Annotated in this window: 25 protein-coding genes and 1 tRNA gene; 15 read left to right on the top strand and 11 right to left on the bottom strand. The window is 58.8% G+C overall.

Translation table 11 applies throughout. The features are described from left to right. Nucleotides 1-60 precede the first annotated feature (60 nt). Both tig and ACZ5A6_RS06600 read right to left on the bottom strand, forming a co-directional pair. Nucleotides 61-1,539, bottom strand: a complete 1,479-nt coding sequence (tig, locus tag ACZ5A6_RS06595; protein ID WP_003515514.1) for a trigger factor — start codon at nt 1,537-1,539, stop codon at nt 61-63. 240 nt (nt 1,540-1,779) lie between these two features. Continuing rightward, nucleotides 1,780-1,862, bottom strand: a tRNA-Leu gene (locus tag ACZ5A6_RS06600). A 659-nt stretch (nt 1,863-2,521) separates the two neighbouring features. On the opposite strand from ACZ5A6_RS06600, the gene ACZ5A6_RS06605 reads away from it, so the two are divergent. The 3 genes from ACZ5A6_RS06605 (at nt 2,522) to trmFO (ending at nt 5,044) form a co-directional block, all read left to right on the top strand. Next, on the top strand, nt 2,522-2,668 hold the full coding sequence (locus ACZ5A6_RS06605) for a DUF1127 domain-containing protein (protein WP_003502992.1): 147 nt from the start codon (nt 2,522-2,524) through the stop codon (nt 2,666-2,668). A 478-nt stretch (nt 2,669-3,146) separates the two neighbouring features. Beyond that, nucleotides 3,147-3,290 (top strand): DUF1127 domain-containing protein, encoded by a 144-nt coding sequence (locus ACZ5A6_RS06610; protein WP_003515516.1) that lies wholly within the window; start codon nt 3,147-3,149, stop codon nt 3,288-3,290. Between the two features lie 296 nt (nt 3,291-3,586). Beyond that, nucleotides 3,587-5,044, top strand: a complete 1,458-nt coding sequence (trmFO, locus tag ACZ5A6_RS06615; protein ID WP_162995185.1) for a methylenetetrahydrofolate--tRNA-(uracil(54)-C(5))-methyltransferase (FADH(2)-oxidizing) TrmFO — start codon at nt 3,587-3,589, stop codon at nt 5,042-5,044. Nucleotides 5,045-5,087: 43 nt separating this feature from the next. On the opposite strand, the gene ACZ5A6_RS06620 is transcribed toward trmFO, so the two are convergent. The 3 genes from ACZ5A6_RS06620 to ACZ5A6_RS06630 form a co-directional block, all read right to left on the bottom strand. Next, nucleotides 5,088-5,582: a pilus assembly protein gene (locus ACZ5A6_RS06620; protein ID WP_236735574.1), complete on the bottom strand. Its 495-nt coding sequence runs from the start codon at nt 5,580-5,582 to the stop codon at nt 5,088-5,090. An 80-nt stretch (nt 5,583-5,662) separates the two neighbouring features. After that, nucleotides 5,663-6,196: a TadE/TadG family type IV pilus assembly protein gene (locus tag ACZ5A6_RS06625; RefSeq protein ID WP_038491175.1), complete on the bottom strand. Its 534-nt coding sequence runs from the start codon at nt 6,194-6,196 to the stop codon at nt 5,663-5,665. Then, complete coding sequence (locus ACZ5A6_RS06630; protein WP_236776054.1) at nt 6,183-7,460, bottom strand: pilus assembly protein; 1,278 nt, start codon at nt 7,458-7,460, stop codon at nt 6,183-6,185. Before ACZ5A6_RS06630 ends, ACZ5A6_RS06625 begins: the two co-directional genes overlap by 14 nt. Nucleotides 7,461-8,003: 543 nt before the next feature. Between ACZ5A6_RS06630 and ACZ5A6_RS06635 the strand changes: the two genes are divergently transcribed. The 5 genes from ACZ5A6_RS06635 to ACZ5A6_RS06655 all read left to right on the top strand — a co-directional run bounded on the left by ACZ5A6_RS06635 (nt 8,004) and on the right by ACZ5A6_RS06655 (nt 13,308). Next, the gene (locus ACZ5A6_RS06635; protein ID WP_013636254.1) at nt 8,004-9,131 is read left to right on the top strand and encodes an S-(hydroxymethyl)glutathione dehydrogenase/class III alcohol dehydrogenase; all 1,128 of its coding nucleotides are present in this window, start codon (nt 8,004-8,006) and stop codon (nt 9,129-9,131) included. A 276-nt stretch (nt 9,132-9,407) separates the two neighbouring features. Continuing rightward, entirely contained in the window at nt 9,408-10,166 is a 759-nt protein-coding gene (locus ACZ5A6_RS06640; protein WP_174061372.1) for a hypothetical protein, read from the top strand. An 88-nt stretch (nt 10,167-10,254) separates the two neighbouring features. Continuing rightward, nucleotides 10,255-10,518 carry an acyl carrier protein gene (locus ACZ5A6_RS06645; RefSeq protein ID WP_003515534.1) on the top strand — a complete coding sequence of 88 codons (264 nt, stop codon included), beginning with the start codon at nt 10,255-10,257 and terminating at the stop codon, nt 10,516-10,518. Further along, nucleotides 10,515-12,047 carry an AMP-binding protein gene (locus tag ACZ5A6_RS06650; protein WP_111799558.1) on the top strand — a complete coding sequence of 511 codons (1,533 nt, stop codon included), beginning with the start codon at nt 10,515-10,517 and terminating at the stop codon, nt 12,045-12,047. Before ACZ5A6_RS06645 ends, ACZ5A6_RS06650 begins: the two co-directional genes overlap by 4 nt. After that, entirely contained in the window at nt 12,031-13,308 is a 1,278-nt protein-coding gene (locus tag ACZ5A6_RS06655; RefSeq protein WP_162692068.1) for a type III PLP-dependent enzyme, read from the top strand. The genes ACZ5A6_RS06650 and ACZ5A6_RS06655 overlap by 17 nt, the downstream gene beginning before the upstream one ends. 114 nt (nt 13,309-13,422) lie before the next feature. Here the strand turns inward: ACZ5A6_RS06655 and ACZ5A6_RS06660 are convergent, their stop codons facing one another. The 6 genes from ACZ5A6_RS06660 to coaD all read right to left on the bottom strand — a co-directional run bounded on the left by ACZ5A6_RS06660 (nt 13,423) and on the right by coaD (nt 18,663). Further along, nucleotides 13,423-14,580 (bottom strand): aminodeoxychorismate synthase component I, encoded by a 1,158-nt coding sequence (locus ACZ5A6_RS06660; RefSeq protein ID WP_464111069.1) that lies wholly within the window; start codon nt 14,578-14,580, stop codon nt 13,423-13,425. Between the two features lie 36 nt (nt 14,581-14,616). Next, the gene (gene tgt, locus ACZ5A6_RS06665; protein WP_003515541.1) at nt 14,617-15,747 is read right to left on the bottom strand and encodes a tRNA guanosine(34) transglycosylase Tgt; all 1,131 of its coding nucleotides are present in this window, start codon (nt 15,745-15,747) and stop codon (nt 14,617-14,619) included. Further along, on the bottom strand, nt 15,747-16,829 hold the full coding sequence (gene queA / locus ACZ5A6_RS06670) for a tRNA preQ1(34) S-adenosylmethionine ribosyltransferase-isomerase QueA (RefSeq protein ID WP_019566174.1): 1,083 nt from the start codon (nt 16,827-16,829) through the stop codon (nt 15,747-15,749). The genes tgt and queA overlap by 1 nt, the downstream gene beginning before the upstream one ends. A 194-nt stretch (nt 16,830-17,023) precedes the next feature. Then, on the bottom strand, nt 17,024-17,533 hold the full coding sequence (locus ACZ5A6_RS06675) for a peptidylprolyl isomerase (protein ID WP_003515547.1): 510 nt from the start codon (nt 17,531-17,533) through the stop codon (nt 17,024-17,026). Nucleotides 17,534-17,569: 36 nt separating this feature from the next. Further along, entirely contained in the window at nt 17,570-18,139 is a 570-nt protein-coding gene (locus ACZ5A6_RS06680; protein ID WP_019566173.1) for a peptidylprolyl isomerase, read from the bottom strand. Nucleotides 18,140-18,168: 29 nt separating this feature from the next. Then, nucleotides 18,169-18,663, bottom strand: coding sequence for a pantetheine-phosphate adenylyltransferase (gene coaD / locus ACZ5A6_RS06685; RefSeq protein WP_464111070.1), 495 nt, complete (start codon nt 18,661-18,663; stop codon nt 18,169-18,171). 418 nt (nt 18,664-19,081) lie between these two features. Between coaD and ACZ5A6_RS06690 the strand changes: the two genes are divergently transcribed. The 7 genes from ACZ5A6_RS06690 to ACZ5A6_RS06720 all read left to right on the top strand — a co-directional run bounded on the left by ACZ5A6_RS06690 (nt 19,082) and on the right by ACZ5A6_RS06720 (nt 25,203). Continuing rightward, nucleotides 19,082-19,261: a hypothetical protein gene (locus tag ACZ5A6_RS06690; RefSeq protein ID WP_003515553.1), complete on the top strand. Its 180-nt coding sequence runs from the start codon at nt 19,082-19,084 to the stop codon at nt 19,259-19,261. Nucleotides 19,262-19,302: 41 nt separating this feature from the next. Further along, nucleotides 19,303-19,437 (top strand): hypothetical protein, encoded by a 135-nt coding sequence (locus tag ACZ5A6_RS06695; protein ID WP_003515556.1) that lies wholly within the window; start codon nt 19,303-19,305, stop codon nt 19,435-19,437. Between the two features lie 270 nt (nt 19,438-19,707). Continuing rightward, nucleotides 19,708-21,600, top strand: a complete 1,893-nt coding sequence (locus tag ACZ5A6_RS06700; protein WP_174061375.1) for a peptidylprolyl isomerase — start codon at nt 19,708-19,710, stop codon at nt 21,598-21,600. A 16-nt stretch (nt 21,601-21,616) separates the two neighbouring features. After that, nucleotides 21,617-22,651 carry an anthranilate phosphoribosyltransferase gene (trpD, locus tag ACZ5A6_RS06705; RefSeq protein WP_013636264.1) on the top strand — a complete coding sequence of 345 codons (1,035 nt, stop codon included), beginning with the start codon at nt 21,617-21,619 and terminating at the stop codon, nt 22,649-22,651. A gap of 19 nt (nt 22,652-22,670) precedes the next feature. After that, complete coding sequence (gene trpC, locus ACZ5A6_RS06710; RefSeq protein ID WP_111796362.1) at nt 22,671-23,486, top strand: indole-3-glycerol phosphate synthase TrpC; 816 nt, start codon at nt 22,671-22,673, stop codon at nt 23,484-23,486. Nucleotides 23,487-23,493: 7 nt separating this feature from the next. Then, nucleotides 23,494-23,985: a cyclic pyranopterin monophosphate synthase MoaC gene (gene moaC / locus ACZ5A6_RS06715; RefSeq protein ID WP_174061376.1), complete on the top strand. Its 492-nt coding sequence runs from the start codon at nt 23,494-23,496 to the stop codon at nt 23,983-23,985. Further along, entirely contained in the window at nt 23,986-25,203 is a 1,218-nt protein-coding gene (locus ACZ5A6_RS06720; protein ID WP_174061377.1) for a molybdopterin molybdotransferase MoeA, read from the top strand. It begins immediately after the preceding gene. Nucleotides 25,204-25,352: the final 149 nt, after the last annotated feature.

Genomic DNA, 25,352 nt, shown 5'->3' on the forward strand with positions numbered 1-25,352 from the left:
CAAAAAAGGCCGCAGCTTTCGCCACGGCCCTTCCATTCATTCAGCTTTCGCCAGCCAAGATTATTCGGCGTCGGCCTCAGTGGCCTTCTTCTTGGCCGGAGCCTTCTTCTTCGGAGCGGCTTCTTCGCCTTCAGCGGCGTCGTCAGCTTTGGCAGCAGCCTTTTTCTTGGCAGGCGCCTTCTTCTTGGTTTCCGTTGCTTCTTCGCCGTCGTCAGCCAGAAGCTCTTCCTTGGAAACGGTCTTGTCCGTTACCGAGATTTCCGTGAGCAGCTTGTCTATGACCTTTTCTTCGAAGATCGGAGCGCGCAGCGAAGCGGAAGCGCCGGGGGTGTTGCGGAAGAAATCGAGGATTTCCTTCTGCTGGCCGGGGAACTGCTGCAGCTGCTGGAACAGCGCGCGCTGCATTTCTTCTTCGGTCACTTCGACGCCGGCCTTTTCGCCGATTTCGGAGAGAACGAGGCCGAGACGAACGCGGCGTTCAGCGAGCTTACGATATTCTTCGCGGGCTTCTTCTTCCGTGGTGTCTTCGTCAGCGAAGGTCTTGCCGGACTGGGCAAGATCGGTGTTGATCTGGCGCCAGATGTTGTCGAATTCGGCATCGACGAGGCCAGCCGGCGTGTCGAACTTGTACATTTCGTCGAGCTGGTCGAGAATCTGACGCTTGACCTTCTGGCGGGTTACGTTGCCGTACTGGCTTTCGATCTGGCCGCGAACGATTTCCTTCAGCTTTTCAGCCGATTCGAGACCGAGCTTTTCCGCCAGTTCGTCGTTGATTTCAACAGCAGCGGCAGCAGCAACTTCCTTGACGGTGATGTCGAAGTTGGCTTCCTTGCCTGCGAGGTTCGCAGCCGGGTAGTCAGCCGGGAAAGTCACGGTGATGGTCTTTTCGTCGCCGGCCTTGACGCCAACGAGCTGGTCTTCGAAGCCGGGGATAAAGCGGCCAGAACCGAGAACCAGTTCAGCGTCTTCAGCAGCGCCGCCATCGAAGGCTTCGCCGTCAACCTTGCCGAGATAGTTCATGGTGACGCGGTCGCCTTCGGCGGCCTTGCCCTTCTTGGCTTCAAAGGTACGGGCGCTCTCAGCGATCTTGAGAATCTGCTCGTTGATTTCGTCTTCGGAGACTTCAACAACTTCGCGGGTAACCTTGATGCCGTCATTGGCCTTCAGTTCGATGGCCGGAATGATTTCGTAGGCAACGGTGAATTCGAAATCGGTTTCAGCCGAAAGGATCTTTTCGGCTTCCTGCTCGTCTTCGGTCATGGAGATGGCCGGCTGCGTTGCAGACTTCTCACCGCGGCTGGAAAGGATTTCGGAAGGCTTTTCACGAACCAGCTCGTTGACGAGGTCGGCCATGATGGACTTGCCATACATCTTCTTCAGATGGCCCATCGGCACCTTGCCGGGACGGAAACCGTTGATGCGAACCTTGTCCTTGGCGTCAACCAGGCGCTCGTCCAGACGGGCCTTCATGTCGGCAGCCGGGATAACGACCTTGAGTTCGCGCTTCAGGCCTTCAGCCAGCGTTTCGATAACCTGCATTTTCTCAAACCTTCACATCATGGCGGCGGTGCTCAGACAGCCGTTGGTTTACTTTCGAGCACTGCGCCGGAAACGTCGTTCCCCGGCCGTGGCTTCCATTATTTCTTCACACAAGCGCCTGCCGGACAAAATTGCGCTCGCGCCGGAGACAAGGGCGCGAAGGGGATGATGAACCCCAAAGCTCCCTGCATCACTAAGGATGCACTCTGGCACAAGCGTGGCACAGCCATGCTTTACTTGTGGTGCGGGTAGAGAGACTCGAACTCCCACGCCGAAGCGTTGGTACCTAAAACCAATGCGTCTACCAATTCCGCCATACCCGCACGTTGGGCGGCGGTATGTCACAATGTTCTGGAAGGGTCAAGCACACCTTATCGCCGCGTCCGGTTTCGCCCGGACTTTTCTTGGGTCCCCGCCCCAGCCGCAAAAGCCGCCCGGTACGTTCTTGCCGTTTCGTGCCCGCATGAAAGGGAACGGCGCGCCCGCAGACGATGACACGAGAGGCCGCAAAACTGCGCGCGCCGTCTCCCTCTTTCCCGTCCGGCTTCACATGTTCCGACAGGAAAAACGCGCAACATTTATGCGGCTACATGACATTATATATATGACATGCCGCCAGTCATTTTACGAGAATGTGCGCCTCCAGCCGAATCCCTTATACGAACGACCTTTGCATCCCCATCCTCGCCGCTGCCCTGCCCAACCCCTCGTATTCAGCCGGACCGCACGGCTTGGCAGCGACAGATGCCGCCAAGTTCACTAAAAGCACACAAATTGGTCACAAATTATGCAGTAACCGCCGCAATTGGGGTCATTTACCGGCTTGCTTTGCGTTCCATGCATAGGTGGCATCTTGCTTTGTCTGTTTTTGTTTTTATTAAACCGATTATATTCATGGTCATACAGAGATCGAGTTCAGCCCCGAGCCTAATCCTCCCAAGACGGGCCGGAAATGCTGGACAGCACGAAGAGGAAGATGACAATGAACATTACACGCTCGCTCACCAACTGGCGCAAGTATCGTCAGACCGTAACCGAACTCGGCCGCATGACCGACCGCGAACTGAATGACCTCGGCATTGGCCGTCAGGACATCCGTCGCGTCGCACGCACCGCCGTCGGCATCTAATACGCTCCGCCGCTTGAAGCGGCGGATGCGAGACGACCCTCCCAAAAGGCCAGAGGCTCCCGCCTCCGGCCTTTTTTTTTCGTTCTGGCACCCTCTCGGAACCGAGCCGCGCCGCCCCACCGGCATGTGCGCGTGACAAACAGATGAAAAATGCATCGATTAGGCGGCTGCATCCGGCATGTCTGGAGAGCCCGAACGCCCTTCAAGCACCGCTGAGGGGAGCAAAAAGCCGGTCTAACACCGCCAATGGCCGCAAACCCCTTCAAAACCGCCCGAAAGACAGGCATTTCCGCTCATATTTTGCTCATGCGGTAGTCAAAGCCGCAAATTTAGCCGACATAGTGCACAAATGCATGGCAGTCGCCTAAATTCTGCACTGCACAACATGGCTCAATGTCTATATATAAAACCTCAACAGCCGAGAGCACAGAAACACTGAGCCGGCCGACGAAATCAAAGAAAGATTGAGGAAACGATCATGAACCCTATCCGCATCGCAAAGAACTGGATCTCCTACCGTCGCACGATCAACGAACTTGGCAGCCTGTCCAACCAGGCCCTGAGCGACATCGGCCTGACACGTTACGACATCCGTAACGTAGCTTCCCGTTCGTTCCGCTAAGGCGTAAAAGATCGTCCCGCTGCCCGACCTCCAGGGCGCGACGATTGAGCGACAGGTAAAAGAAAGCGGCGCCTCTGGCGCCGTTTTTGATTCTGGCGGTATTCGCCGGAGATTTTTGGCTTACAAGCATAGAGACCACATTCCCTCCGCCCCAATCGTGCCACCCGCAAAAACATTTGGCTGTCGCAGCCATGCATGGTAGTGCATCGCCCTGAAAAACGCGTCCTTCGGGACCCGCGCGGAACAATCACTCGAAAGACAGCCGCCGGAGGGGAGCTTTTGCCCCCACGCGGCCTGTGGGCGCCAGCATGCAAGACAAGACCTATTCTCCCATTCACGTCGTGGGCGGCGGACTGGCCGGTTCGGAAGCCGCCTGGCAGATCGCTGAAAGCGGCGTTCCCGTCATCCTGCACGAAATGCGCGGCGTGCGCGGCACGGAAGCGCACAAGGGCGATACGCTGGCGGAACTGGTCTGTTCCAACTCCTTCCGCTCCGACGATGCGACCGCCAATGCAGTGGGCGTCATCCATGCGGAAATGCGGCTTGCCGGCTCGTTGATCATGGCCTGCGCCGACAGGCATCAGGTACCTGCCGGCGGCGCGCTTGCCGTCGATCGCGACGGATTTTCTCAGGCCGTCACGGACCGGCTCGAAAGTCACCCACTGGTGACGATCCTGCGCGAAGAGGTTTCCGGCCTGCCGCCGAAGGAATGGGGGAGCAGCATCATCGCCACCGGCCCGCTCACCTCGCCGGATCTGGCGGCGGCGGTTCAGGCCGAGACGGGTGAGGATGCCCTGGCATTCTTTGACGCCATTGCCCCCATCGTGCACCGCGACAGCATCAACATGGATATCTGCTGGTACCAGTCGCGTTATGACAAGGTTGGCCCCGGCGGCACGGGCAAGGATTACATCAACTGCCCGATGAACGAGGAGCAGTACAACGCCTTCATCGACGCGCTGATCGCCGGCGACACGGTGGGTTTCAAGGAATGGGAAGGCACACCCTATTTCGACGGCTGCCTGCCAATCGAGATCATGGCTGAACGCGGCCGCCAGACGCTGCGGCACGGCCCTATGAAACCGATGGGTCTGACCAACGCCCACAACCCCACCGTCAAGGCCTATGCCGTGGTCCAGCTTCGCCAGGACAATGCGCTCGGCACGCTTTACAACATGGTGGGTTTCCAGACCAAACTGAAATACGGCGCGCAGGCGGATGTATTCCGCATGATCCCGGGTCTAGAAAATGCGGAATTCGCCCGTTTGGGCGGCCTGCACCGCAACACCTATATCGATTCCCCCGTCCTGCTCGATCCATCGCTGAAGCTGAAATCCCGGCCTGACCTGCGTTTTGCAGGCCAGATCACCGGCTGCGAAGGGTATGTGGAAAGCGCCTCCGTCGGACTTCTGGCCGGACGCTTCGCTGCCGCTGAACGGAAAGGCGAGACCCCGAGCCTGCCGCCCGCAACGACAGCCCTCGGCTCACTTCTCAACCACATCACCGGCGGGCATCTTTCCTCGAATGATGAGCCGGGCAAACGTTCCTTCCAGCCGATGAACATCAATTTCGGCCTCTTCCCGGAACTGGAGCCAGGCTCCATCGTCAAGCCGGAAGGCGTGAAACGTTTTCGCGGCAAGGACAAGACAATCATGAAACGCCAGCTCGTTGCAGCGCGGGCGTTGAGGGATTGTGCAACGTGGTTGAACGGGGGCGAGGTCATCCTAGAAACCGTCACCGATCATTATCGCTGAAACGCCACGGCATTGGCTAGGGTGAAGCCCCTGACCAATGCCGTCAGCGAACATTCCAGAAAAGCCAGTCCGACTTTCCCTTCTGATATTTGTAGTGTCGGGAGAAATACGGGTTTACCGCCGTCACGTATTCGAACTCGATATCCGTATTGCCCAGCAACGAAATGAGCGGGCGGTATTTGTAACGCCCCGAAATTACGATTACCGCTTCTTCGGTCTTGAAGTTTCCTTGCGTCAATATCTTGTCCCACTTCACGTTTTCGGCGTTGCCAAAAAAATTGTATGGGGCGAACTCGGTCACGGCGACCCCACCCACAAGCTTGGCGCTTCTGAGCGTCAGATCAAGCTTTTCAGATTCGAGCGGGCGCCCGGCAGCCATGACAAAGGATTTGACGCCCGTCCTGACGCGCTCCTCAAATTCCGGGAATCGGGCCGACCAACGGGCCGTATTGTCCACAACTGTTACGAAACGGTCATAGCTCATCCAGCCACGCCCGATTTCGATCACCATCGCCAGTACTAGAATGAGCAAAGGCATCAATAGCGCTAATTCCACCGCGGCAACGCCAGAGCGCGAACTTATCAGCGAGATGGATAGATATTTCAATCTCTTACCAATCATTCCGTCACCCGAACTGCGGTGATCGCCAGAGAGAGATTTTGCAATTGCGGCTTGCCCCCGGAACTGGGAACGAGCAGATGGGTGGTGGGAAGAATGAATTTCCAGTCATACCCCAGCGCCAGAAGATATTGCCCGGCGGCCTTGCTTGGCGCCTCGAATTTGTTCTCGACCGGAAATGTCACCGGTGTAGTAGCAAGGTTGGCATCAGCAATGGCAATGAGCGATATTTTCAGATCATCTTCAGTTGTCGCGAGCAGGAAATTCGAGGCAATAACCTTCCTGAACTCCGCCGCGGTGACGGACGTTCGGCCAGCCGCCGCCTTGCGCAGATATTCAGTCCCGGCAGTGGCCGCCGTCGACATATTGAGGCTGAAGAAAAGCACGAGACTAACTTCGATGATACCGAAGATCAGCAGGAGATAGACCGGCAAAAGCAAACCAAACTCAACGGCGGTAGCCGCACGGATATCCGTGGCAAGCGACCGGATGAGACTGGGGAAGTCACGATGCGATATCTTAAAACGAGTCAAGATAAGTGACCTCGAATGCCGTTATGATGCCACCCAGACTGTCGCTCGTTCCAGCGGCGGCGATCGACAGCTTGTACAGCGAATAAGTATCGACAGTGACCTCGTAGCTTCGGCGCTCCCATCGAATTTCATTCGCCTTCTGGCTCATCTGGATAATTTTTTTCTCTACACCCATTTGGGGCCGCAACACCTGCAGCGAAATATCGATGTCGTTCGAGCCTTCGTAACTTTGGTTTCGCCCGTTGTACCAGACCGAGATTTCGTATTTGCCGGGATGCATTTCCACATATTTGAAGATCGAGCTGTTGGCGTCGCGTCTTTTTTGCCCTTCCCAGTGACTGTCAAGTTCGACAGCGTAGCGGGTTGGCGGTATTCGCTCATTTTGGCCGTTGCGCATCGAGGGCGTGTTGTTCTTCTCTTCTGTAGTACACTGCTGCTCCTGCTCGGAATTCAAGGCGTCCTTGCCATCCGTTTGCGCCTTGCTGCCGTTTTTCGAATCGTTGTTTTCTTTGGGAAGAGTAGCCTGTGACTTTGGGGTGCATGTCATCCCGGCGCTTGTCTCTTTCTCCTTTTCCTGATCCCCGTAGCCCTGCCAGCCATGGTTCTTCCGGCAATCCGCATTGCTCCAATCCTGAAGTTCGATGCCCGGCCCCGTACCGCCATCCCACCCCAGTTCGGCATAGGTATAAACACCCCAGCAACCGTTGGGTGTTTTGGCGGTTCTGCCGTTTTTCAGCATACGTTCCGTGCCGTTCAGCGTCTTTTCGAAGGTGTTGTTGACAACGACCTCACCGTCATGTGGATAAGGCGGTATACCGCCACAACGGTACGACAGCTGATAGTCCAGTTTTTCCGCCCCGAACATGCCAGCGAACACGGTTTTGTAGCTGAACTTTGCGTCTATATCCGTCGTCAGCCAGTCGATTTTAACATCGCGACTGACCACATCTTGTTTGGTGGAACGGATCAGTGCGTCGAACGTGTCGAGCACGTTTTTACGGCGCACCTCATCCAGGGGTACGTTCGTGCGCGTCGGTTTTGTCGAACGCTCACAGGCCTGTGCAACCACCCGCTTCGACTGGCTATAATATGCCAAAGCCCGGCCGCCTTCGAAAAGAAACCCGAAAAAAAGCAGGAAAACCGGCAACAGCAACGCCGTCATAATGGCGAAACTGGCCCTTCGGTCGTGCAAAAACGCCCCGAAAATCTCCGCCAGACCGTGCAGTTTTGTCTTAAAATTCAACATTTGAAAATGCCGTTTCATGAAATTGGCTATCACCCGCCTTAAAATAAATCGCCCAGTTTCCCTCCACGCATCCGGACAGACACAACGCCACAGCCGGAGGGAATATTGGGGCAGCAGCAAACAAACTCAGCAAAGGCTGATGCACCGCGATCATGGCGGCACGCGGCAAATGAGCCGAACCACTTGCAAGCAAGAGATGCAAAAACTAATAACAGCCGCCGAAATACAGCGCCGACTGCGGGTTATGCTCCATTCGAAATTCTATAGTGTGGTATAAACACCAAATTTGTAAATTAATGGTCACCTTTATTCCGAAAAATATATGTAAAAACATACACTTAAATCACGTATTCATAATTTAGAATAGCTGAAGTAAACCATATAAAGACAACGCGAAACATTGCCCTGATGGCAGGCCCGCGACGACGCGCAAATTCCTCACAGGTGTGAGGGGCATTGCCGTCTTTTGAACACGGCAAGACGGATTTGTACCTTGCCCCTGCCGCCAAGCTCGGGCAAAACAGCCCTTTCCAATCACGAGACCATGCCAGGAGATAGAATATGGACGTTCGCGCCGCAGTTGCCATTCAGGCAGGAAAACCGCTTGAGGTCATGACCGTTCAACTCGAAGGTCCCCGCGCTGGCGAAGTGCTGGTCGAGGTCAAGGCGACAGGTATCTGCCACACCGATGATTTCACTCTCTCCGGTGCCGATCCCGAAGGTCTGTTTCCGGCCATCCTCGGCCATGAGGGTGCAGGCATCGTCGTTGATGTCGGTCCCGGCGTCACCTCGGTCAAGAAGGGCGATCATGTCATCCCGCTTTACACGCCGGAATGCCGCGAGTGCTATTCCTGCACATCGCGCAAGACCAATCTCTGCACCTCCATCCGCGCCACCCAGGGCCAGGGCGTGATGCCTGACGGCACCTCGCGCTTCTCGATCGGCAAGGACAAGATCCACCACTATATGGGCTGCTCGACCTTCTCGAACTTCACCGTCCTGCCCGAGATCGCCCTTGCCAAGATCAATCCCGATGCGCCCTTCGACAAGGTCTGCTACATCGGCTGTGGTGTGACGACCGGCATCGGCGCCGTCATCAACACCGCCAAGGTGGAGATCGGCTCGACGGCAATCGTCTTCGGTCTCGGCGGCATTGGTCTCAACGTTCTGCAAGGCCTGCGTCTTGCCGGCGCTGACATGATCATCGGTGTCGATATCAACAATGACCGCAAGGCCTGGGGCGAGAAGTTCGGCATGACCCACTTCGTCAACCCGAAGGAAGTGGGCGACGACATCGTGCCCTATCTCGTCAACATGACGAAGCGCAATGGCGACCTGATCGGCGGCGCGGATTATACGTTCGACTGCACGGGCAATACCAAGGTCATGCGCCAGGCGCTGGAATCTTCGCATCGCGGCTGGGGCAAGTCTGTCATCATCGGCGTTGCCGGTGCGGGCCAGGAAATCTCCACGCGTCCGTTCCAGCTGGTCACCGGCCGCAACTGGATGGGCACGGCCTTCGGCGGCGCGCGCGGCCGCACAGACGTGCCGAAGATCGTCGACTGGTACATGGAAGGCAAGATCCAGATCGATCCGATGATCACCCACACGATGCCGCTCGAAGACATCAACAAGGGCTTTGACCTGATGCACAAGGGCGAGAGCATCCGCGGCGTCGTGGTCTATTGATCGGCTGACAAAATGGCAGGCGCGCACCGCGCGTCTGCCATATGAATTGACCGACCTTTCCGCTTACAGCCGTGCCGATTAACGGGACGGTAAATCTATCATCGTATGCCGATATTGCGCGGTGGAGTTGAAAAATCCCTCCCTGCCCGAAACGACGCCAGATAGCGGGAGCGACCTCTGAAAACCGTACCGATCGACAACGGAAACCGCGTCGCTGCCGTTGCACTTCTGGCGAAAGGTTTTCCGGAAAAGAGCGAGGCGTTCTGGGCGCTCGGCGTGTCCCTTATAAGCGACCATCATCAGCGGCAGGATCTCGGCCCCATCGGGCAATTGCTGATGAAGGGCGACGATGCCGTTGGCGTTCTTCTGACGATACGAAGCCGCCTGGCCGAGACCGGCAGGACAGTCGTCAACCTGTCCAGCTGGTATGTCGAACCTTCCAGCCGCTGGTTTGCACCGCCTATGCTGCAAATGGCGACATCCTCCGACGAAGACATCTTCACCGATCTCACCCCGTCTCCAGAAGCCTGCAGGCTGAACGAGAGACTGGGGTTTACAACGGTGACGAATTGCACGCTTTTTTATCCCCTGCCTTTAAAGGCATTCGGCCCGGCCAGGGTGCGGCTGCGCCCGCTTGCCGAAGTGCCGCAGGGCACGCTGTCTGCCGCCACGCGCGACATGCTGGAAGATCATGCGCGTTTCGGCTGCATCGTTGCGGTCATGGAGGCGGATGGCAGCCATTATCCGCTGGTGTTTTTAAAAACCATAACCAAAAGGCTGCCCTCCGCCCGCCTCATCTATTGCGAGGACAGGCAAGTCGCCCAGAGGCACATTTCGGCAATTGCCCGCCATCTTCTTGGCAAAGGCCGGCTTGCATTGACCATGGCGGCTTCCGATGAGAAGCGAGACGCCGGCGGATTTGCCATACTCAAATCCTCGCCAATACAAGTAAAGGGAGCATGGAACCCACGGTTTATTAACGAAACATATTCAGAATTGGTGTTATTGCCACCCTGGGTATTGGGACGCTCTTGAAAGACGCGCGCTTAAACCTTGCCTGAAAAGAAGAAAATGCGCTTCGGCCGAGACTAGTCCCGACTGCGCGAACGAGCGGAGAATAAGCATGCTTTCAGCGAAACCCAGGGAAGTCGATGTCTCCGAGACCATCTATTCCTACCTCTCGCAGCGTTTCCCGGCTCATGCCCCGTTTTCCGCAGATACGCAATTGCTCGAAGGCGGCGTGATCGATTCGCTCGGTTTTCTCGAACTGATGATCTTTCTCGGCGAAGGTTTCGGCATCGTTCTCAATGATGAACATTTCACCCCGGAAAATCTCAGCACGCCGGCCGATCTGATTGCCTTCGTCACGCAGGAACGGCGCAGATGACAACCCACATCCTGCTGCACCACCTGCTCACCGCGCGGGCGGAAAGCGGCGATGAGGCGCTTGTCTACAAAGAAAAATCACTGAGCTATCGCGAATTTTCCGAAGCGGCCGCACGTTGTGCGGCGGCATTGCAGGAGGCCGGAACGGAGCGCGGCGACCGTGTCGTCATCTTCCTGCCGCGCGGCATCGAGGAATGCTGGTCGATCTTCGGCGTGAGCATGGCTTCCTGCGTCTTCGTGCCGGTCAACGCGCTTTTGAAGGCGCAGCAAATCCGCCATATCGTCGCGGATTGCGGCGCAAAAATCGTCATCAGCAGTGCTACGATGATGGATGAGCTGAACGCGGCTGTTGAAGACCTGCCCGAGGTCACTGTACTGCTGGCGGAACAAATCGACCGCCGCCCGCCCGTGCCTGCCAAAGTCTCCCCATCAATTGGCGAGGACCTTGCAGCAATCCTCTACACATCCGGCTCCACCGGCTCGCCCAAGGGCGTGATGCTGTCGCACCGTAATCTTCTGGCCGGAGCGCGCATCGTGCGCACCTATCTGGAGATCACCGGAAAAGACCGCCTTCTCTCCATTTTGCCCTTCAGTTTCGATTACGGCCTGAACCAGTTGCTGACGGCGGTTGAGCAGGGTGTGACCATTGTTATCTCCACCTTCAGGCTCGGCGACGACATTGTCAGGGACTTGCGCGACCATGCCATTACCGGGCTTGCCGGCGTACCAACCGTTTGGGCTATCCTGACGAGGGCCGCGCCGTTGCTGGCGAAAACGCCGTTGCCGCAGTTGCGTTACATCACAAACTCCGGCGGACGCGTGCCGCAGGAAACCGTGAGGGCGCTGCGCGAAAAGCTGCCGGACACCAAAATCTATCTGATGTATGGCCTGACCGAAGCCTTCCGATCCACCTTCCTGCCGCCTGATGAAATCGACCGCCGCCCGACTTCCATCGGCAAGGCTATCCCGGAATGTGAAATCTTCATCGTCACCGCCGAGGGACAGAGGGCAAAACCGGGTGAGCCCGGCATTCTCGTCCATCGCGGCCCGACCGTGTCGCTGGGTTACTGGAACCGGCCGGAAGATACCGCCAAGGTGCTGCGCCCTCACCCTTTCATTCCGGCCGAACGCGGCGGCGAGACCGTGTGTTATTCCGGCGATCTGGCGGTGGAAGACGAGGACGGCTTTTTCAGTTTCGTTGCCCGCAACGATGCGATGATCAAATCGTCAGGCTATCGCATCAGCCCGACCGAGGTGGAGGAAAGCCTGATGTCGACTGGCCTTTTCCAGCAGGTCGCCGTCATCGGCCTGCCGGACCCCTTTGCAGGCGAGAAGGTGCATGCCGTGGCAACCGCCACCAACGAAAATATCGATGTTTCGGCAGCTCTCAAAAAAGCCGCCGAAATGCTTGCCCCCTTCATGATACCGCGCGCCATCGAACTGGTCGACCGGCTTCCGGTCACGGCCAATGGCAAGGTGGATTACCGCGCGCTGGTGCGCGAACGGACGGATAATGGCGCCCACGGATAAACCCCAAAGCCACGGCCCTGCCCTTGCCGCCGCGCAATTCGCAGTCGACGAAAACGATCTTGTCATCGGTGGCCGTGCCGTGCGCGATATCGTCGCTGAGACCGGAACGCCGTGCTTCCTCTATGATGCCAGCGCCATGCGCCGCGCCTATCGCGATCTCGCAACCGCGCTCAATGGTTTTGCCGATATCTTTTATTCGGTGAAAGCCAATCCCCTGCCCGCCATCATCTCGCTTTTCCGCGAAGAAGGCGCTGGCGCGGAAATCGCCTCCGTCGGTGAATATCGCGCCGCCATCAAGGCGGGCATACCGCCGGAAAATATCATCTTCGCCGGCCCCGGCAAGCGTCAGGCCGAATTGCTTGAGGTGATCGAGAGCGGCATCGGCGAAATCCATATTGAGAGCGCCGAGGAAATTGCCCGCATCGAAGCCATCGGCAAACCGGTCAAGGCTTCGATCCGCATCAATCCGGTGCCGGATGCGCAGGCCGGCGCCATGCGCATGGGCGGCAAGGCCACCGCCTTCGGTTTTGACGAGGAAGAACTCGAAAACGTCCTGCCGCTGTTCAGGGACATCAGGCATATCAGTCTCGTCGGTGTCCATATTTACGGTGGCACGCAAATCCTCGATGCCGACATGCTTGTCTCCCAATGGAGACACTCCATTTTGCTGGCGGCGCGCATGGCCGAAATGCTCGGCAGGCCACTTGAAACCATCGATCTCGGCGGCGGCCTCGGCATCCCCTATTTCGCCGGAGAAACGCCGCTTGATCTTGCAGCGGTCAGTGCCGCCATTCCCGACCTCAAGACCTTGATGCAGGCGCATCCGCTGATTGCGAATGCTCATATCATCGTCGAACCCGGCCGCTTCCTCGCCGGTCCCGGCGGCATCTATGTGGTGGAAGTCAATTCGGTAAAGACCTCGCGCGGCACCACCTTCGTGGTGACGGATGGTGGCATGCATCACCATCTGGCAGCCTCCGGCAATCTCGGCCAGATCGTCAAGCGTAACTACCCCATCGTCGCACCGGCCATGATGCAGGCAGACTATGAGGAAACGGCAACTATCGTCGGCCCGCTCTGCACACCGCTCGACACCCTGGCCCGCAATGCGGCCCTGCCGAAGCTGAAGGCTGGTGATCTCCTGGCAATCCTGCAATCGGGCGCCTATGGCGCCACCGCCAGCCCTTCGGGTTTTCTCAGCCATCCGGCTGCGAAGGAAGTGCTGGTGGAGAATGGTGCGTTTGAGGTGATAGCGCGCTGAGGATGTGTGGTCGTGAAACGCGTAGCCGGTTTTCTTACGGACGCATATCCGGCTGCTGACATTAGAGCTTCCTCCAACCTCGCTCATTCCTGTGCTTAGTCACAGGAAAGGAGATCACCCCCGTAACAGCCTGTCGCCCACCGCGAATTTCGATTTCAGCAGACACTCATCATATTCCGCCTCGGCATCGGAATCGAACACAATACCGCCGCCAACATTGAAGATCGCGCGGCCGCCATCGAACAAGGTCAGCGTGCGGATCGCCACCGAAAAGCGCATCTCACCAGCTGGAGACATGAAGCCGATCGCGCCGCAATAGGCGTCGCGCGGCGTCTGTTCCAGTTCGCGCAGGATCTTCATAGCCCAGATTTTCGGCGCGCCGGTCACCGAACCGCAGGGAAAAAGCGCCGCGAAAATATCCTCCACCGTCACATCAGGCAAAAGCTTCGCGCGCACATGGCTGACCATCTGGTGCACGGTGGGATAGGTCTCGATATCGAACAGTCGCGGCACATGGAGGCTGCCGACCTCGGTGACGCGGGAAATATCGTTGCGCAGGAGATCGACGATCATGCGGTTTTCGGCAAGCGTCTTTTCATCCTCAAGCATCGCCGCGATGATCGCCCGGTCCTCTTGCGCATTCGCACCGCGCGGCGTCGTTCCCTTCATCGGATGGGTTTCAATGAAACCTTGCCCGTCCACCGAGAAAAACAGTTCCGGTGAGCGCGACAGGATCACCGGTCCACCGAGATCGACCAGCGCGCCATATTTAACCGGCTGGCGCGCGACCAATGACCAGAAGGCCGTGAGCGGATCGCCGCTCCAGCGGGCGTGAACGGGCATCGTCAGATTGCCCTGATAACAGTCGCCGCGACGCAGATGCCCGTGCAGCCGCTCGAAGCGCTGGCAATAGTCTTCAAGGCTCCATGCGGGCGCGGGATCGGACAGAAACGCATCGGCATCCGGCAGACTTTCGGGCCGCGCAAATCGCCCCTCATCCGGTTGTGGGCCCGAAAAGACGCCGAAGCGAAGGAACGGCACGTTGCGAGGCTCGGCAGCAAAGTCCGCGAGTTTCGGCTCGAACAGGAAACCCGCCTCGTAGGACATATAGCCGGCAAGGTATTTCCCGGCGCGGCGCAGCTGCTCCATGCGTTTCAGCGCCGCGAAAAACGCCTCTGGCTCATCCGCGACGATGATCTCCTCCGGCTCGGTGAAGGCTGTCACCGTGCCGGTCGTGTCATCCCGGAAAAGAACGTAAGGCGCATGTGCCAAGGAAAGCGTCCGAACAGGAGAAAGGATCGGGAAAAATCAGATCGGGTCTATGTCGCCCCGCGCCCACATCTCTATGGTTTCCGCATAAAAATCAGCGAAACGGCCTTCCTCGATCGACTTGCGGATACCCTGCATCAGCTCCTGATAATAGGCAAGATTGTGCCAGGAGAGCAGCATGCCGCCCAGCGCCTCGTTGGAGCGCGTGAGATGATGCAGATAGGCGCGGGAATAATCACGCGAGGCGGGGCAGTTTGACTGCTCATCGAGCGGCCGCATATCCTCCGCATGGCGGGCATTGCGGATATTGACCCTGCCGCGACGGGTGAAGGCAAGCCCGTGACGACCGGAACGGGTCGGCATCACGCAGTCGAACATGTCGATGCCGCGCGCCACCGATTTCAGAATATCGTCTGGCGTACCGACGCCCATCAGGTAACGCGGCTTTTCGGTGGGCAGCACCGGCAGCGTGATGTCGAGCATGCCCAGCATCACATCCTGCGGCTCACCGACGGCAAGGCCACCGACAGCGTAACCCTTGAGATCAAGCTGCTTCAGCCCTTCGGCGGAGCGAATGCGCAGATCCGGCTGGTCGCCGCCCTGCACAATGCCGAACATGGCCTTGCCGGGCTGTTCACCGAAGGCGACGCGGCAACGCTCCGCCCAGCGCAGCGACATTTCCATGGCGCGCTCGATTTCCTTGCGCTCGGCCGGCAGCGCGATGCACTCATCGAGCTGCATCTGGATGTCCGAATCAAGCATGCCCTGAATTTCGATAGAGCGTTCCGGCGACATATGGTGCAACGAACCGTCCACATGGCTCTTGAAGGTCACACCCTTCTCGTCCAGCTTGCGCAGGCCTGAAAGCGACATGACTTGAAAACCGCCGCTGTCGGTCAGGATCGGATGCGGCCAGCGGATAAGCTCATGCAACCCGCCAAGCCTTGCCACGCGCTCCGGGCCGGGCCGCAGCATCAGGTGATAGGTGTTGCCGAGAATGATATCGGCCCCGAGCTCGCGCACCTGGTCGAGATACATGGCCTTGACAGTACCGACAGTGCCAACAGGCATGAAGGCAGGTGTGCGGATGACGCCGCGCGGCATGGCGACTTCGCCAAGGCGGGCGCCGCCGCTCGTGGCTTTCAGGGTAAAGGTGAATTTGTCGTGCATCAGTTCTTCCGGAACAACAGGCTTGAATCGCCATAGGAATAAAAACGGTATCCGGTTTCGATGGCATGCGCATAAGCGGCACGCATCGTCTCGAGACCGCAAAAAGCCGAAACGAGCATGAACAGCGTCGATTTCGGCAGGTGGAAATTGGTCATCAGAATATCGACCGCGCGGAAACGGTATCCGGGCGTGATGAAGATGCCCGTCGCGCCCGACCATGGCTGAATGACGCCATTCTCATCAGTGGCGCTTTCGATAAGCCGCAGCGAGGTGGTGCCGACAGAAACGATCCGCCCGCCGCGCGCCTTGACGGCATTGAGCTTTGCCGCAGTCTCCTGCGAAACATGGCCGATCTCGAAATGCATCTTGTGATCGTCGGTATCGTCGGCCTTAACTGGAAGGAAGGTGCCTGCCCCAACGTGAAGTGTCACGAAATGTCGCTCGATGCCGGCTTCGTCCAACGCCGCAAACAGATCGGGCGTGAAATGCAGGCCGGCAGTTGGTGCGGCAACGGCGCCCTTCTCGCGTGCATAAATTGTCTGGTAATCGGTCTGGTCCTGCGCATCTTCCGGGCGCTTCGCGGCAATATAAGGCGGCAAAGGAATATGGCCGACGGAGGCGATCGCCTCGTCCAGAACAGGGCCGGAAACGTCGAACAGCAGCGTGATCTCGCCCTCCTCACCCTTCTCCTCGACGGTGGCCTCCAGATGGGCAAGGCCGCAGGCATTGTCGCGCTCATAACCGAAACGAATGCGGTCACCCTGCTTGATGCGCTTGCCCGGCCGCGCGAAAGCCTTCCAGCGCGACTGGTCGGCGCGCATGTGGAGCGTGGCTGAAACTACCGTTTCAGGCGCACCTTCGCGCAGCCGCACGCCTTCAAGCTGGGCTGGAATGACGCGGGTGTCGTTGAATACCAGCGCGTCGCCGGGCTTCAGGAAGGAAGTCAGGTCGGATACGATGCGGTCTTCCATGTGGTTCGCATTCGGATCGACCACGAGAAGACGCGCACTATCGCGCGGGTTCGCCGGGCGAAGGGCGATATTGTCCTCGGGGAGATCGAAATCGAACAGGTCTACGCGCATTGCAAGGGCTCTCGAAATATCAAAACCCGCCCTGCATGGCATGGGGCGGGTGGTGGGTGATGACAAGGCTTCCGACTACACTCGAAGTCATCCTCGGCTTGTCGCGAGGATGAGGTCTGAGAGGTTGACGCCATCATCAATGTGAAACGCCCCGCAGTTTCCTGCGGAGCGGGTAAACACTTTATACGCTATTATCAGGCCGCCGAAGCAAGCTTCATCGAAACGATCGAATCGGGGTCCTTCACAGGCTCGCCGCGCTTGACCTTGTCGATGGCTTCCATGCCTTCGATGACCTGGCCCCACACGGTGTACTGCTTGTTCAGCCAAGGCGAATCGGTGAAGCAGATGAAGAACTGCGAGTTGGCGGAGTTCGGGCTCTGCGAACGGGCCATCGAGCAGGTGCCGCGTACGTGGGAAATAGCCGAGAATTCAGCCTTGAGGTCAGGCTTCTCGGAGCCGCCCATGCCTGCGCGGGCCGGGTTGAAGCTTTCCGAACCCTTCTTGCCGAACTTCACATCGCCCGTCTGGGCCATGAAGTCTTCGATGACGCGGTGGAACACGACGCCGTCGTAAGCGCCTTCCGATACCAGTTCCTTGATACGGGCAACGTGGCCCGGAGCAACTTCCGGAAGCAGCTGGATCACGACCTTGCCGGTCGTCGTTTCCATGATGATGGTGTTTTCCGGATCCTTGATCTCGGCCATGATTATTCTCCTCTGTTCGGGCTCTATTGCCCTACCTTACTTCTTGCCGACGGTGACCTTGATCATCCGGTCGGGGTTGGAAACTTCGCCGTTGCCGCCGGCGCCGCGCTTGATCTTGTCCACGGCTTCCATGCCGGACACGACCTTGCCGACCACGGTGTACTGGCCGTTCAGGAACGGACCGTCGGCAAACATGATGAAGAACTGCGAATTGGCGGAATTCGGATCGCTGGAACGGGCCATGCCGACAACGCCGCGCGTGAACGGTGTCTTGGAGAACTCAGCCGGAATGTCGGCCATGTCAGAGCCGCCGGTGCCGGCACGCTGGGCGTTGAAGCCCTTCTCCATGTTGCCGTACTGCACGTCGCCGGTCTGCGCCATGAAACCGTCAATGACGCGGTGGAATGCCACGTTGTCATAGGCGCCCTTTTTCGCCAGCGCTTCAATCTGCGCCACGTGCTTGGGCGCGACTTCCGGCATCAGTTCGATGACGACGGGGCCGTCCTTCAGCTGGACGGTCAGGAATTCGGCAGCCGAAGCGAAGGTGCTGGCGGCAAGCGCGCCCGCAAACAGGGCGCCGGCAAAGGCAAATCGAACGAGTTTCATTGGATTGGCTCCGGAATGTGAGGCTGAAGTCAGCGCTTCAGCTTGGCGTTGAGGGCTTCAAGCACGGCTTTGGGAACGAAGGCATCCACATTGCCGCCCATGGCGGCGATCTGCCGGACCAATGTGGCTGTAATGGGTCGCGACAACGTACCCGCCGGCAGGAACACGGTCTGTATATCAGATGCCATCTGGCGGTTCATGCCGGCCATCTGCATTTCATAATCGAGATCGGTGCCGTCACGCAGGCCGCGAAGAAGAAGGCGCGCGCCATGCTGACGGGCTGCATCGACGACCAGATTGTCGAAGGAAACGACCTCAACGCGCGCCGCCTCACCGGGCAGGCTTTCAGAAAGCGCCCGGCTTATCAGCGTCGCCCGCTCCTCGAAGCTGAACAGCGGTGCTTTTCCGGGATGGATGCCGACGGCGACGATGACTTTGGACGCCACGTTCAGCGCCTGGATAAGCACATCCAGATGTCCGTTGGTCATCGGATCGAAGGATCCTGGATAAAAGGCAATCGTCATATCGCTCTCAAGTGGTGGGCGTTATGTGCCGCCTTTTGTCATGGAGATGGGCGCGGCGCAAGACTTTTACAACCCGGACGCCCTCCCGGTGCGGTCTGAACAACGGATGAATGCGCCGTTCAGTGCGGTTTCAGGGCTCATTTATATAAATACACGGCATCGGGAAACCGAAATGCCCCTCACCTCGTTAAGCCCCCGGAGAAATGAAAATGCTGGCCTTTATGATCGTCTTTTCGGTCATCGCATCATTCGCAGCCGAGTATCTTTTCCTCGAATGAGGCCAGTCGCCGGTTTCCTGAACGCCAGATGAACAAGCCATTCAAGGAAGTTTCACAGGCGCGATGCTAATCGATTTTTAAGGTTGACGCGGAACATGATTGGACGTGGCGCGTTAATATCAAACCAAAGGAACAGACAGATGTTTGTAAGAGAAAAACAGTCTACTTCGGCGAAAATCAGCGTCATCAGCACCGCCTGGACAGTACTGGTCATCGCAATGGTAGCAACAACGTTTAGCCTTTATGATCAGAAGCCTGCTGCCCAGGGACCGGACTATCCACAGATGACCGCCCGCTACCAGTCCATGACCTATTACTGATGAGGAACTAGGATTTCCTCGCCACCAACGGAGATGATATCATGTTCACATTCCTGACACTGCTTCTTGCCCTGATCAGCATTATGTTCGTGACGTCAATGATCTCCGCCGTCGCCGAGATGCGGCGGGAAGACGAGGAATTCAAGGCCTCGGTAAGACGCAACCGCGCGTTCTGACCGCAACCATCAGACTTAGCCGTCTTTCAGAATATGATTCTCCGCAACCGCCTGGACGCTCCGGGCGGTTTTATTTTGCCGCCTTAAGGGCCAGTATGGCGAAGATGAAGGCGTAAAAACCTAGCCCCAATCACATAAGCGTTTTCAAAACCCCGTTTTTCCAAGGCAAATTCCCTTCAATTTCCCATTGGATTGATTTAAGGAACGCCGATACGTTGCGGGCCGGACGGCTGGCGACCGCAATGACGTTCCTGTGAGGTTTGCATAACGATGCTCGATTCCCTGAGAAATGCTTCTCGAACCATGGCAGCCAAGCTGCTGCTTCTCCTGCTTGTTGTTTCGTTTGGCGTCTGGGGCGTCTCCGCATCACTCGTCACCTCCAATTCGCATGCGGTCATGACCGTCGGCGACCAGACGGTCAGCCCGCAGGAATTCCGCCTCGCCTATCAGCGTCAGGTTTCCGATCTCAGCCGCCAATTCGGCGCGAGACTGACCACCGAACAGGCCAAGGCCTTCGGCATCGACCGCCAGGTATTCAGCCAGCTTGCGGCGGGTGCCTCGCTGGACGAACTGGCGTCGAAGATGAATCTCGGCCTTTCGGAAGACCGCCTCGCCAATCTCATCGCCGAAGACCCGGCATTCAAATCGGTTAATGGCCAGTTCGATCGCACCCTGTTCACCGAACGGCTGCGCAACTCCGGCCTGCGCGAAGACGACTATATCAAGGAACGCAGCAAGGTCGCGGTCAGAAGCCAGATCGTTGAAGCCGTTTCCGATGGTTTCAAGGCACCGCAGGTACTGGTGGACGCACTCAAGCAATACCGCAACGAACAGCGCTCGGTCGATTACGTCATCCTGTCCAACGCCGTCATTGCGCCGGTCAAGGCGCCGGGCGACGACGTGCTTGCACCCTGGTTTGAAACCAACAAGGCGAAATATCGCGCGCCCGAGTTCCGCAAGTTCACCTATGTGAAGCTGGAACCATCGGACATTGCCGATCAGGCTTCGGTGACGGATGCGCAGATCGCCGACTATTACAACAGCCACAAGGACAGCTTCCGCACCGCCGGTCGCCGCACCGTCGAGCAGCTGACCTTCCCGGAAAAGGAAATGGCAGAAGCCGCCGCGGAGCAGATCCGCCTTGGCAACACCACCTATGATCAGGTGGTTAAGGATCAGGGCAAGACCGCCTCCGACGTGACGCTTGGCGAATTCACCAAGGACACGATCCCCGACCAGTCGATTGCCGATGCTGCTTTCGCCGTCCAGAAGGATGGCGGCGTGTCTCCGGTCGTGGCAGGCTCCTTCGGCCCGGTCATCCTGCGCATCACCGGCATCAAGCCGGAAACCACCCGCACGCTGGAAGAAGCGAAAGAGGACATCCGCAAGGACCTCGCCACCGCTGCTGCAGCCGAAGAAGTCACCAATGTGCATGACCGTTACGAAGACCTGCGTGCCGGCGGCTCCTCGCTTGCCGATGCGGCAAAGCAGCTGAACCTCAAGCCCGTCACCATCGACGCCATCGATGCCGCCGGTCTTGATGAAAACGGCGACGCCATTCAGGACCTGCCCTCGCCGCAGCTTGCCCAGGAAGTCTTCAAGACCGAACCCGGCACCGAAGCCCTGCCGATCAATCTTGGCCGCGAAGGCTACATCTGGTTCGACGTCGATCAGATCATCCCCGCCCGCGACCGCACGCTTGCCGAAGTGCGCGACGATGTCGTGGCCGACTGGACGGCAGAGCAGCAGCGCACGGCGCTTGCCACCAAGGCCGACGAGCTGAAGGCACGCGTTGAAAAGGGCGAGACACTGGCAGCGGTGGCTGGCGAACTCGGCCTTGCCGTCGAGCAGAAATCCGGCCTGCGCCGCACCAGCGAGGACGCGATTTTCGGTCGCCAAACGATTACGGCGGTATTCTCCGGCGCTGAAGGCATGACGGGCACAGCGGCAGACGCCGATGGTTCCAGCCGCATCCTCTTCAAGGTCACGGCAGTCGACACCAACGCGCCTGCCGATGCGCTTGCCAATGACGATCAGCAGTTCGCCGCCATCGCCCGCGCGGCAGGCGACGACATGCTCGACCAGATGGTCAACCGCCTGCAGAACGACTACGGTGTGACCATCAATCAGGCCCTCGCCGATCAGGCGATGGTCGGCTTCTAACCGGGGGGCGGAAACGATGGCCGAACTGAAACCGCTGATCGCAAAGGTCGCAAACGGGGAAAGCCTGAACCGTGAGGAATCGCGGGCCGCTTTCGACATTCTGATGTCGGGCGAAGCAACCCCGTCGCAGATCGGCGGTTTCCTCATGGCACTGCGCGTGCGCGGCGAGACGGTGGACGAGATTGTCGGCGCCGTCTCCTCCATGCGCGCGCGCATGCTGCCGGTTTCGGCCCCCGAAAACGCGATCGACATCGTCGGAACCGGCGGTGACGGCATCGGCACCTACAATATCTCGACGCTCGCCTCGATCATCGTTGCCGGCACGGGCCTTCCCGTTGCCAAGCACGGTAACCGGGCGCTAAGCTCCAAATCCGGCACGGCAGATGCGCTGTCCGCACTCGGCGTGAAGCTGGATATCGGCCCTGACCTTATCGCCCGCTGCATCAGTGAGGCAGGACTCGGCTTCATGTTCGCGCAGCTGCACCATTCCGCAATGCGCCATGTCGGTCCAAGCCGCGTCGAACTTGGCACGCGCACCATCTTCAACCTGCTCGGCCCGCTTTCCAACCCGGCGGGCGCGAAGCGCCAATTGCTCGGCGTCTTTTCGCCGCGCTGGCTGGTGCCGCTTGCCGAAGTGCTGCGCGATCTCGGCTCTGAAAGCATCTGGGTGGTACATGGCGACGGCATGGATGAAGTCACGACGACAGGCGTCACCCATGTGGCGGCGCTTGAAAACGGCAAGATCCGCACCTTCGACCTGACGCCGAAGGATTTCGGTGTTGAACCCGCTTCCATGGCAGACCTCAAGGGTGGCGACGGCATTGCCAATGCAGCGGCACTTCGCGAGGTTCTGTCCGGCAAGCGCAACGCCTATCGCGACGTATCGCTGTGCAACGCCGCGGCAGCCCTCGTCATTGCCGGCAAGGCCGAAACGCTTGGCGAGGCGATGACGACCGTGAGCCAAGCGCTCGACAGCGGCGCGGCGGCAGCAGCGCTCGACCGCCTGGTCGCTGTCTCCAATGAAACAGTCTCCGGGCAGGCCGACCACTAAAAGGAATGAGAGCGAAACCATGAGCGACATTCTGAAAAATATCGAGATCTACAAACGCGAGGAAATTGCCGCCGCCAAGGCCAGGGTTTCACTTGCCGATCTCAAGGCGATGGCCGCCGGCCAGACTGCGCCGCGCGGTTTTTACAAAGCGCTGCGAACAAAGCAGGCTGAGGGCAAATTCGGTCTGATTGCCGAAATCAAGAAGGCCAGCCCCTCCAAGGGGCTGATCCGCCCGGATTTCGATCCGCCGGCACTGGCCGCTGCCTATGAGGCTGGTGGCGCCGCCTGTCTTTCCGTGCTGACGGACACGCCGAGCTTTCAGGGTGCGCCGGAATTTCTGACGGCTGCCCGCAATGCCTGCACGCTGCCTGCGCTGCGCAAGGATTTCATGTTCGATACCTATCAGGTGCATGAGGCCCGCGCCTGGGGCGCGGACTGCATCCTGCTCATCATGGCGTCTCTTTCCGACGATGAGGCGAAACGCCTTGAAGACGAGGCTTTTTCACTCGGCATGGACGTGCTGGTCGAGGTGCATGATGCGGAAGAAACCGAACGGGCGCTGAAGCTCGCCTCGCCGCTTCTCGGCATCAATAACCGCAATCTGCGCACTTTCGAGGTCAGCCTCGAAACCAGCGAGAAACTGGCTGGCCTCGTGCCCGCCGATAAGCTGCTGGTCGGCGAAAGCGGCATCTTCACCTATGAGGATTGCCAGCGCCTCGAAAAGAGCGGCATCAGCACCTTCCTCGTCGGCGAAAGCCTGATGCGCAAGGACGATGTGACGGCAGCTACCAAAACCCTGCTAACCGGCCAATCCGGCGTTCTGGCGGCGGAATGATGCGCCGATGAGCGAGGCGACAAAGCTCACCCATATCGATGCGAGCGGCGAGGCCCATATGGTCGATGTCGGCGACAAAGCCGAGACCGTCCGTGTCGCCGTTGCCGAAGGCTTCGTGAAGATGAAGCCGGAAACGCTGGCGCTCATCCGCGATGGCAATGCCAAGAAGGGTGACGTCATCGGCACAGCCCGGCTCGCGGGCATCATGGCAGCCAAGCAGACGGCCAACCTCATTCCGCTCTGCCACCCGCTGATGCTGACCAAGGTTGCGGTGGACATTACCGAAGACGCTGCCATGCCCGGCCTGCGGGTGGAGGCCATGGTGAAGCTTTCCGGCAAGACCGGCGTGGAGATGGAGGCGCTGACCGCCGTGTCCATCGCCTGCCTGACCATTTACGACATGGCCAAAGCCGCCGACAAGGCGATGGAGATCGTCAATATCCGCCTTCTCGAAAAGAGCGGCGGCAAGTCGGGCGATTTCCGGCGACAGGAGACCTGAATGAAGCCACTGCTGCCCGTGGATGAGGCCGTAACGCGCCTTCTGGAGGCGGCGGTTCCTGTGGTTGACAGCGAAACCCTTCCGCTCGCCGAATGCGATGGCCGCGTCCTTGCGGCTGACCTTGCGGCGCGTCTGACCCAGCCGCCTTTCGATGCCTCGGCCATGGACGGCTATGCGCTGCGCAGTGCCGATGCGCCACAAATCGGGTCAGTCCTCACCGTTATAGGCCAGGCTGCCGCAGGCCACGCTTTCCCGGGCACGGTGGGTAAAGGCGAGGCCGTGCGTATCTTTACCGGCGCACCGGTGCCAGCGGGTGCGGATGCCATTCTCATTCAAGAAGATGCCGAGCTTCTCGGCGAGGGCAAAATCCGCACCGCTTTCGACATCACCGCCGGGCGCCACATTCGCCCGCGCGGACAGGATTTTGCCGAGGGCGACACGGTTTTGAAGTCCGGGCGCGAACTCTGCTTCACCGATCTTACCGTTGCGGCGGCGATGAATCACGCAACGCTTGCCGTCTATCGCAAGCCACTGGTCGCCATCCTTGCCACCGGCGACGAATTGCTGCCGCCCGGAAGCACGCCCCTTCCCGCCCAGATCATCGCCTCGAACACCTTCGGTGTCGCCGCACTTGCGCGGGCAGCCGGTGCCGAGGTTCTCGATCTCGGCATTATACCCGACAACGACACGCTGATCCGCGCCGCCATCGGCAAGGCTGTCGCGGCAAAGGCCGATGTGCTCGTGACGCTCGGCGGCGCCTCTGTCGGCGACCATGATCTCGTTCAGGCGGCGCTTAAGGCCGAAGGCATGCAGCTCGATTTCTGGCGCATTGCCATGCGTCCTGGAAAACCGCTGATGGTCGGCGCCATCGATGCCATGCAGGTTCTGGGCCTGCCAGGAAATCCAGTCGCGAGCCTCGTCTGCGGCCTGCTGTTCCTCGAGCCACTGCTCCACAGAATCGCCCGCCGCATTCCGCCGCAACGCGTCACCACGGCCCGAACCGCCACACCGCTGAAGGCGAACGATCACCGGCAGGATTATCTTCGCGCCCGCTTCAGCACCGATGGCAACGGCGCTCTGGTGGCGCAAGCCTATGCCAAACAGGATTCATCCATGATGAACATACTGGCACATTCAGACGGCCTGATCGTGCGCCCGCCAAATGCGCCGGCAGTTGACGCCGGTGCGGAATGCTCGGTGATACGGCTTAGAGCCTGACGGGACATATTCCGGCGGCGCACAAAACAACGCATTGTTTCAAAATCTTGCGCAATTTCCACCGCAAGTAGTCACAGAAATGAGACGGGCTGCAGCCACTCCTGTTGAGACGACGTAATAAAAACTGTAACGTTGCTGTATCCGGACAC

This window comes from Agrobacterium sp. 6Ca8, assembly GCF_055382765.1.

What these genes read in the sequence shown, in the direction of transcription:
- trpC (WP_111796362.1), top strand. Translation starts at nt 22,671, where the DNA reads ATGAGCGACATTCTGAAAAATATCGAGATCTACAAACGCGAGGAAATT.
- ACZ5A6_RS06605 (WP_003502992.1), top strand. Translation starts at nt 2,522, where the DNA reads ATGAACATTACACGCTCGCTCACCAACTGGCGCAAGTATCGTCAGACC.
- ACZ5A6_RS06635 (WP_013636254.1), top strand. Translation starts at nt 8,004, where the DNA reads ATGGACGTTCGCGCCGCAGTTGCCATTCAGGCAGGAAAACCGCTTGAG.
- ACZ5A6_RS06695 (WP_003515556.1), top strand. Translation starts at nt 19,303, where the DNA reads ATGTTCACATTCCTGACACTGCTTCTTGCCCTGATCAGCATTATGTTC.
- moaC (WP_174061376.1), top strand. Translation starts at nt 23,494, where the DNA reads ATGAGCGAGGCGACAAAGCTCACCCATATCGATGCGAGCGGCGAGGCC.
- queA (WP_019566174.1), bottom strand. Translation starts at nt 16,829, where the DNA reads ATGCGCGTAGACCTGTTCGATTTCGATCTCCCCGAGGACAATATCGCC.
- ACZ5A6_RS06700 (WP_174061375.1), top strand. Translation starts at nt 19,708, where the DNA reads ATGCTCGATTCCCTGAGAAATGCTTCTCGAACCATGGCAGCCAAGCTG.
- ACZ5A6_RS06720 (WP_174061377.1), top strand. Translation starts at nt 23,986, where the DNA reads ATGAAGCCACTGCTGCCCGTGGATGAGGCCGTAACGCGCCTTCTGGAG.
- ACZ5A6_RS06610 (WP_003515516.1), top strand. Translation starts at nt 3,147, where the DNA reads ATGAACCCTATCCGCATCGCAAAGAACTGGATCTCCTACCGTCGCACG.
- ACZ5A6_RS06675 (WP_003515547.1), bottom strand. Translation starts at nt 17,533, where the DNA reads ATGGCCGAGATCAAGGATCCGGAAAACACCATCATCATGGAAACGACG.
- ACZ5A6_RS06680 (WP_019566173.1), bottom strand. Translation starts at nt 18,139, where the DNA reads ATGAAACTCGTTCGATTTGCCTTTGCCGGCGCCCTGTTTGCGGGCGCG.
- ACZ5A6_RS06650 (WP_111799558.1), top strand. Translation starts at nt 10,515, where the DNA reads ATGACAACCCACATCCTGCTGCACCACCTGCTCACCGCGCGGGCGGAA.
- trpD (WP_013636264.1), top strand. Translation starts at nt 21,617, where the DNA reads ATGGCCGAACTGAAACCGCTGATCGCAAAGGTCGCAAACGGGGAAAGC.
- ACZ5A6_RS06690 (WP_003515553.1), top strand. Translation starts at nt 19,082, where the DNA reads ATGTTTGTAAGAGAAAAACAGTCTACTTCGGCGAAAATCAGCGTCATC.
- ACZ5A6_RS06645 (WP_003515534.1), top strand. Translation starts at nt 10,255, where the DNA reads ATGCTTTCAGCGAAACCCAGGGAAGTCGATGTCTCCGAGACCATCTAT.
- coaD (WP_464111070.1), bottom strand. Translation starts at nt 18,663, where the DNA reads ATGACGATTGCCTTTTATCCAGGATCCTTCGATCCGATGACCAACGGA.
- ACZ5A6_RS06655 (WP_162692068.1), top strand. Translation starts at nt 12,031, where the DNA reads ATGGCGCCCACGGATAAACCCCAAAGCCACGGCCCTGCCCTTGCCGCC.
- tig (WP_003515514.1), bottom strand. Translation starts at nt 1,539, where the DNA reads ATGCAGGTTATCGAAACGCTGGCTGAAGGCCTGAAGCGCGAACTCAAG.
- tgt (WP_003515541.1), bottom strand. Translation starts at nt 15,747, where the DNA reads ATGCACGACAAATTCACCTTTACCCTGAAAGCCACGAGCGGCGGCGCC.
- ACZ5A6_RS06620 (WP_236735574.1), bottom strand. Translation starts at nt 5,582, where the DNA reads ATGCCTTTGCTCATTCTAGTACTGGCGATGGTGATCGAAATCGGGCGT.
- ACZ5A6_RS06630 (WP_236776054.1), bottom strand. Translation starts at nt 7,460, where the DNA reads ATGAAACGGCATTTTCAAATGTTGAATTTTAAGACAAAACTGCACGGT.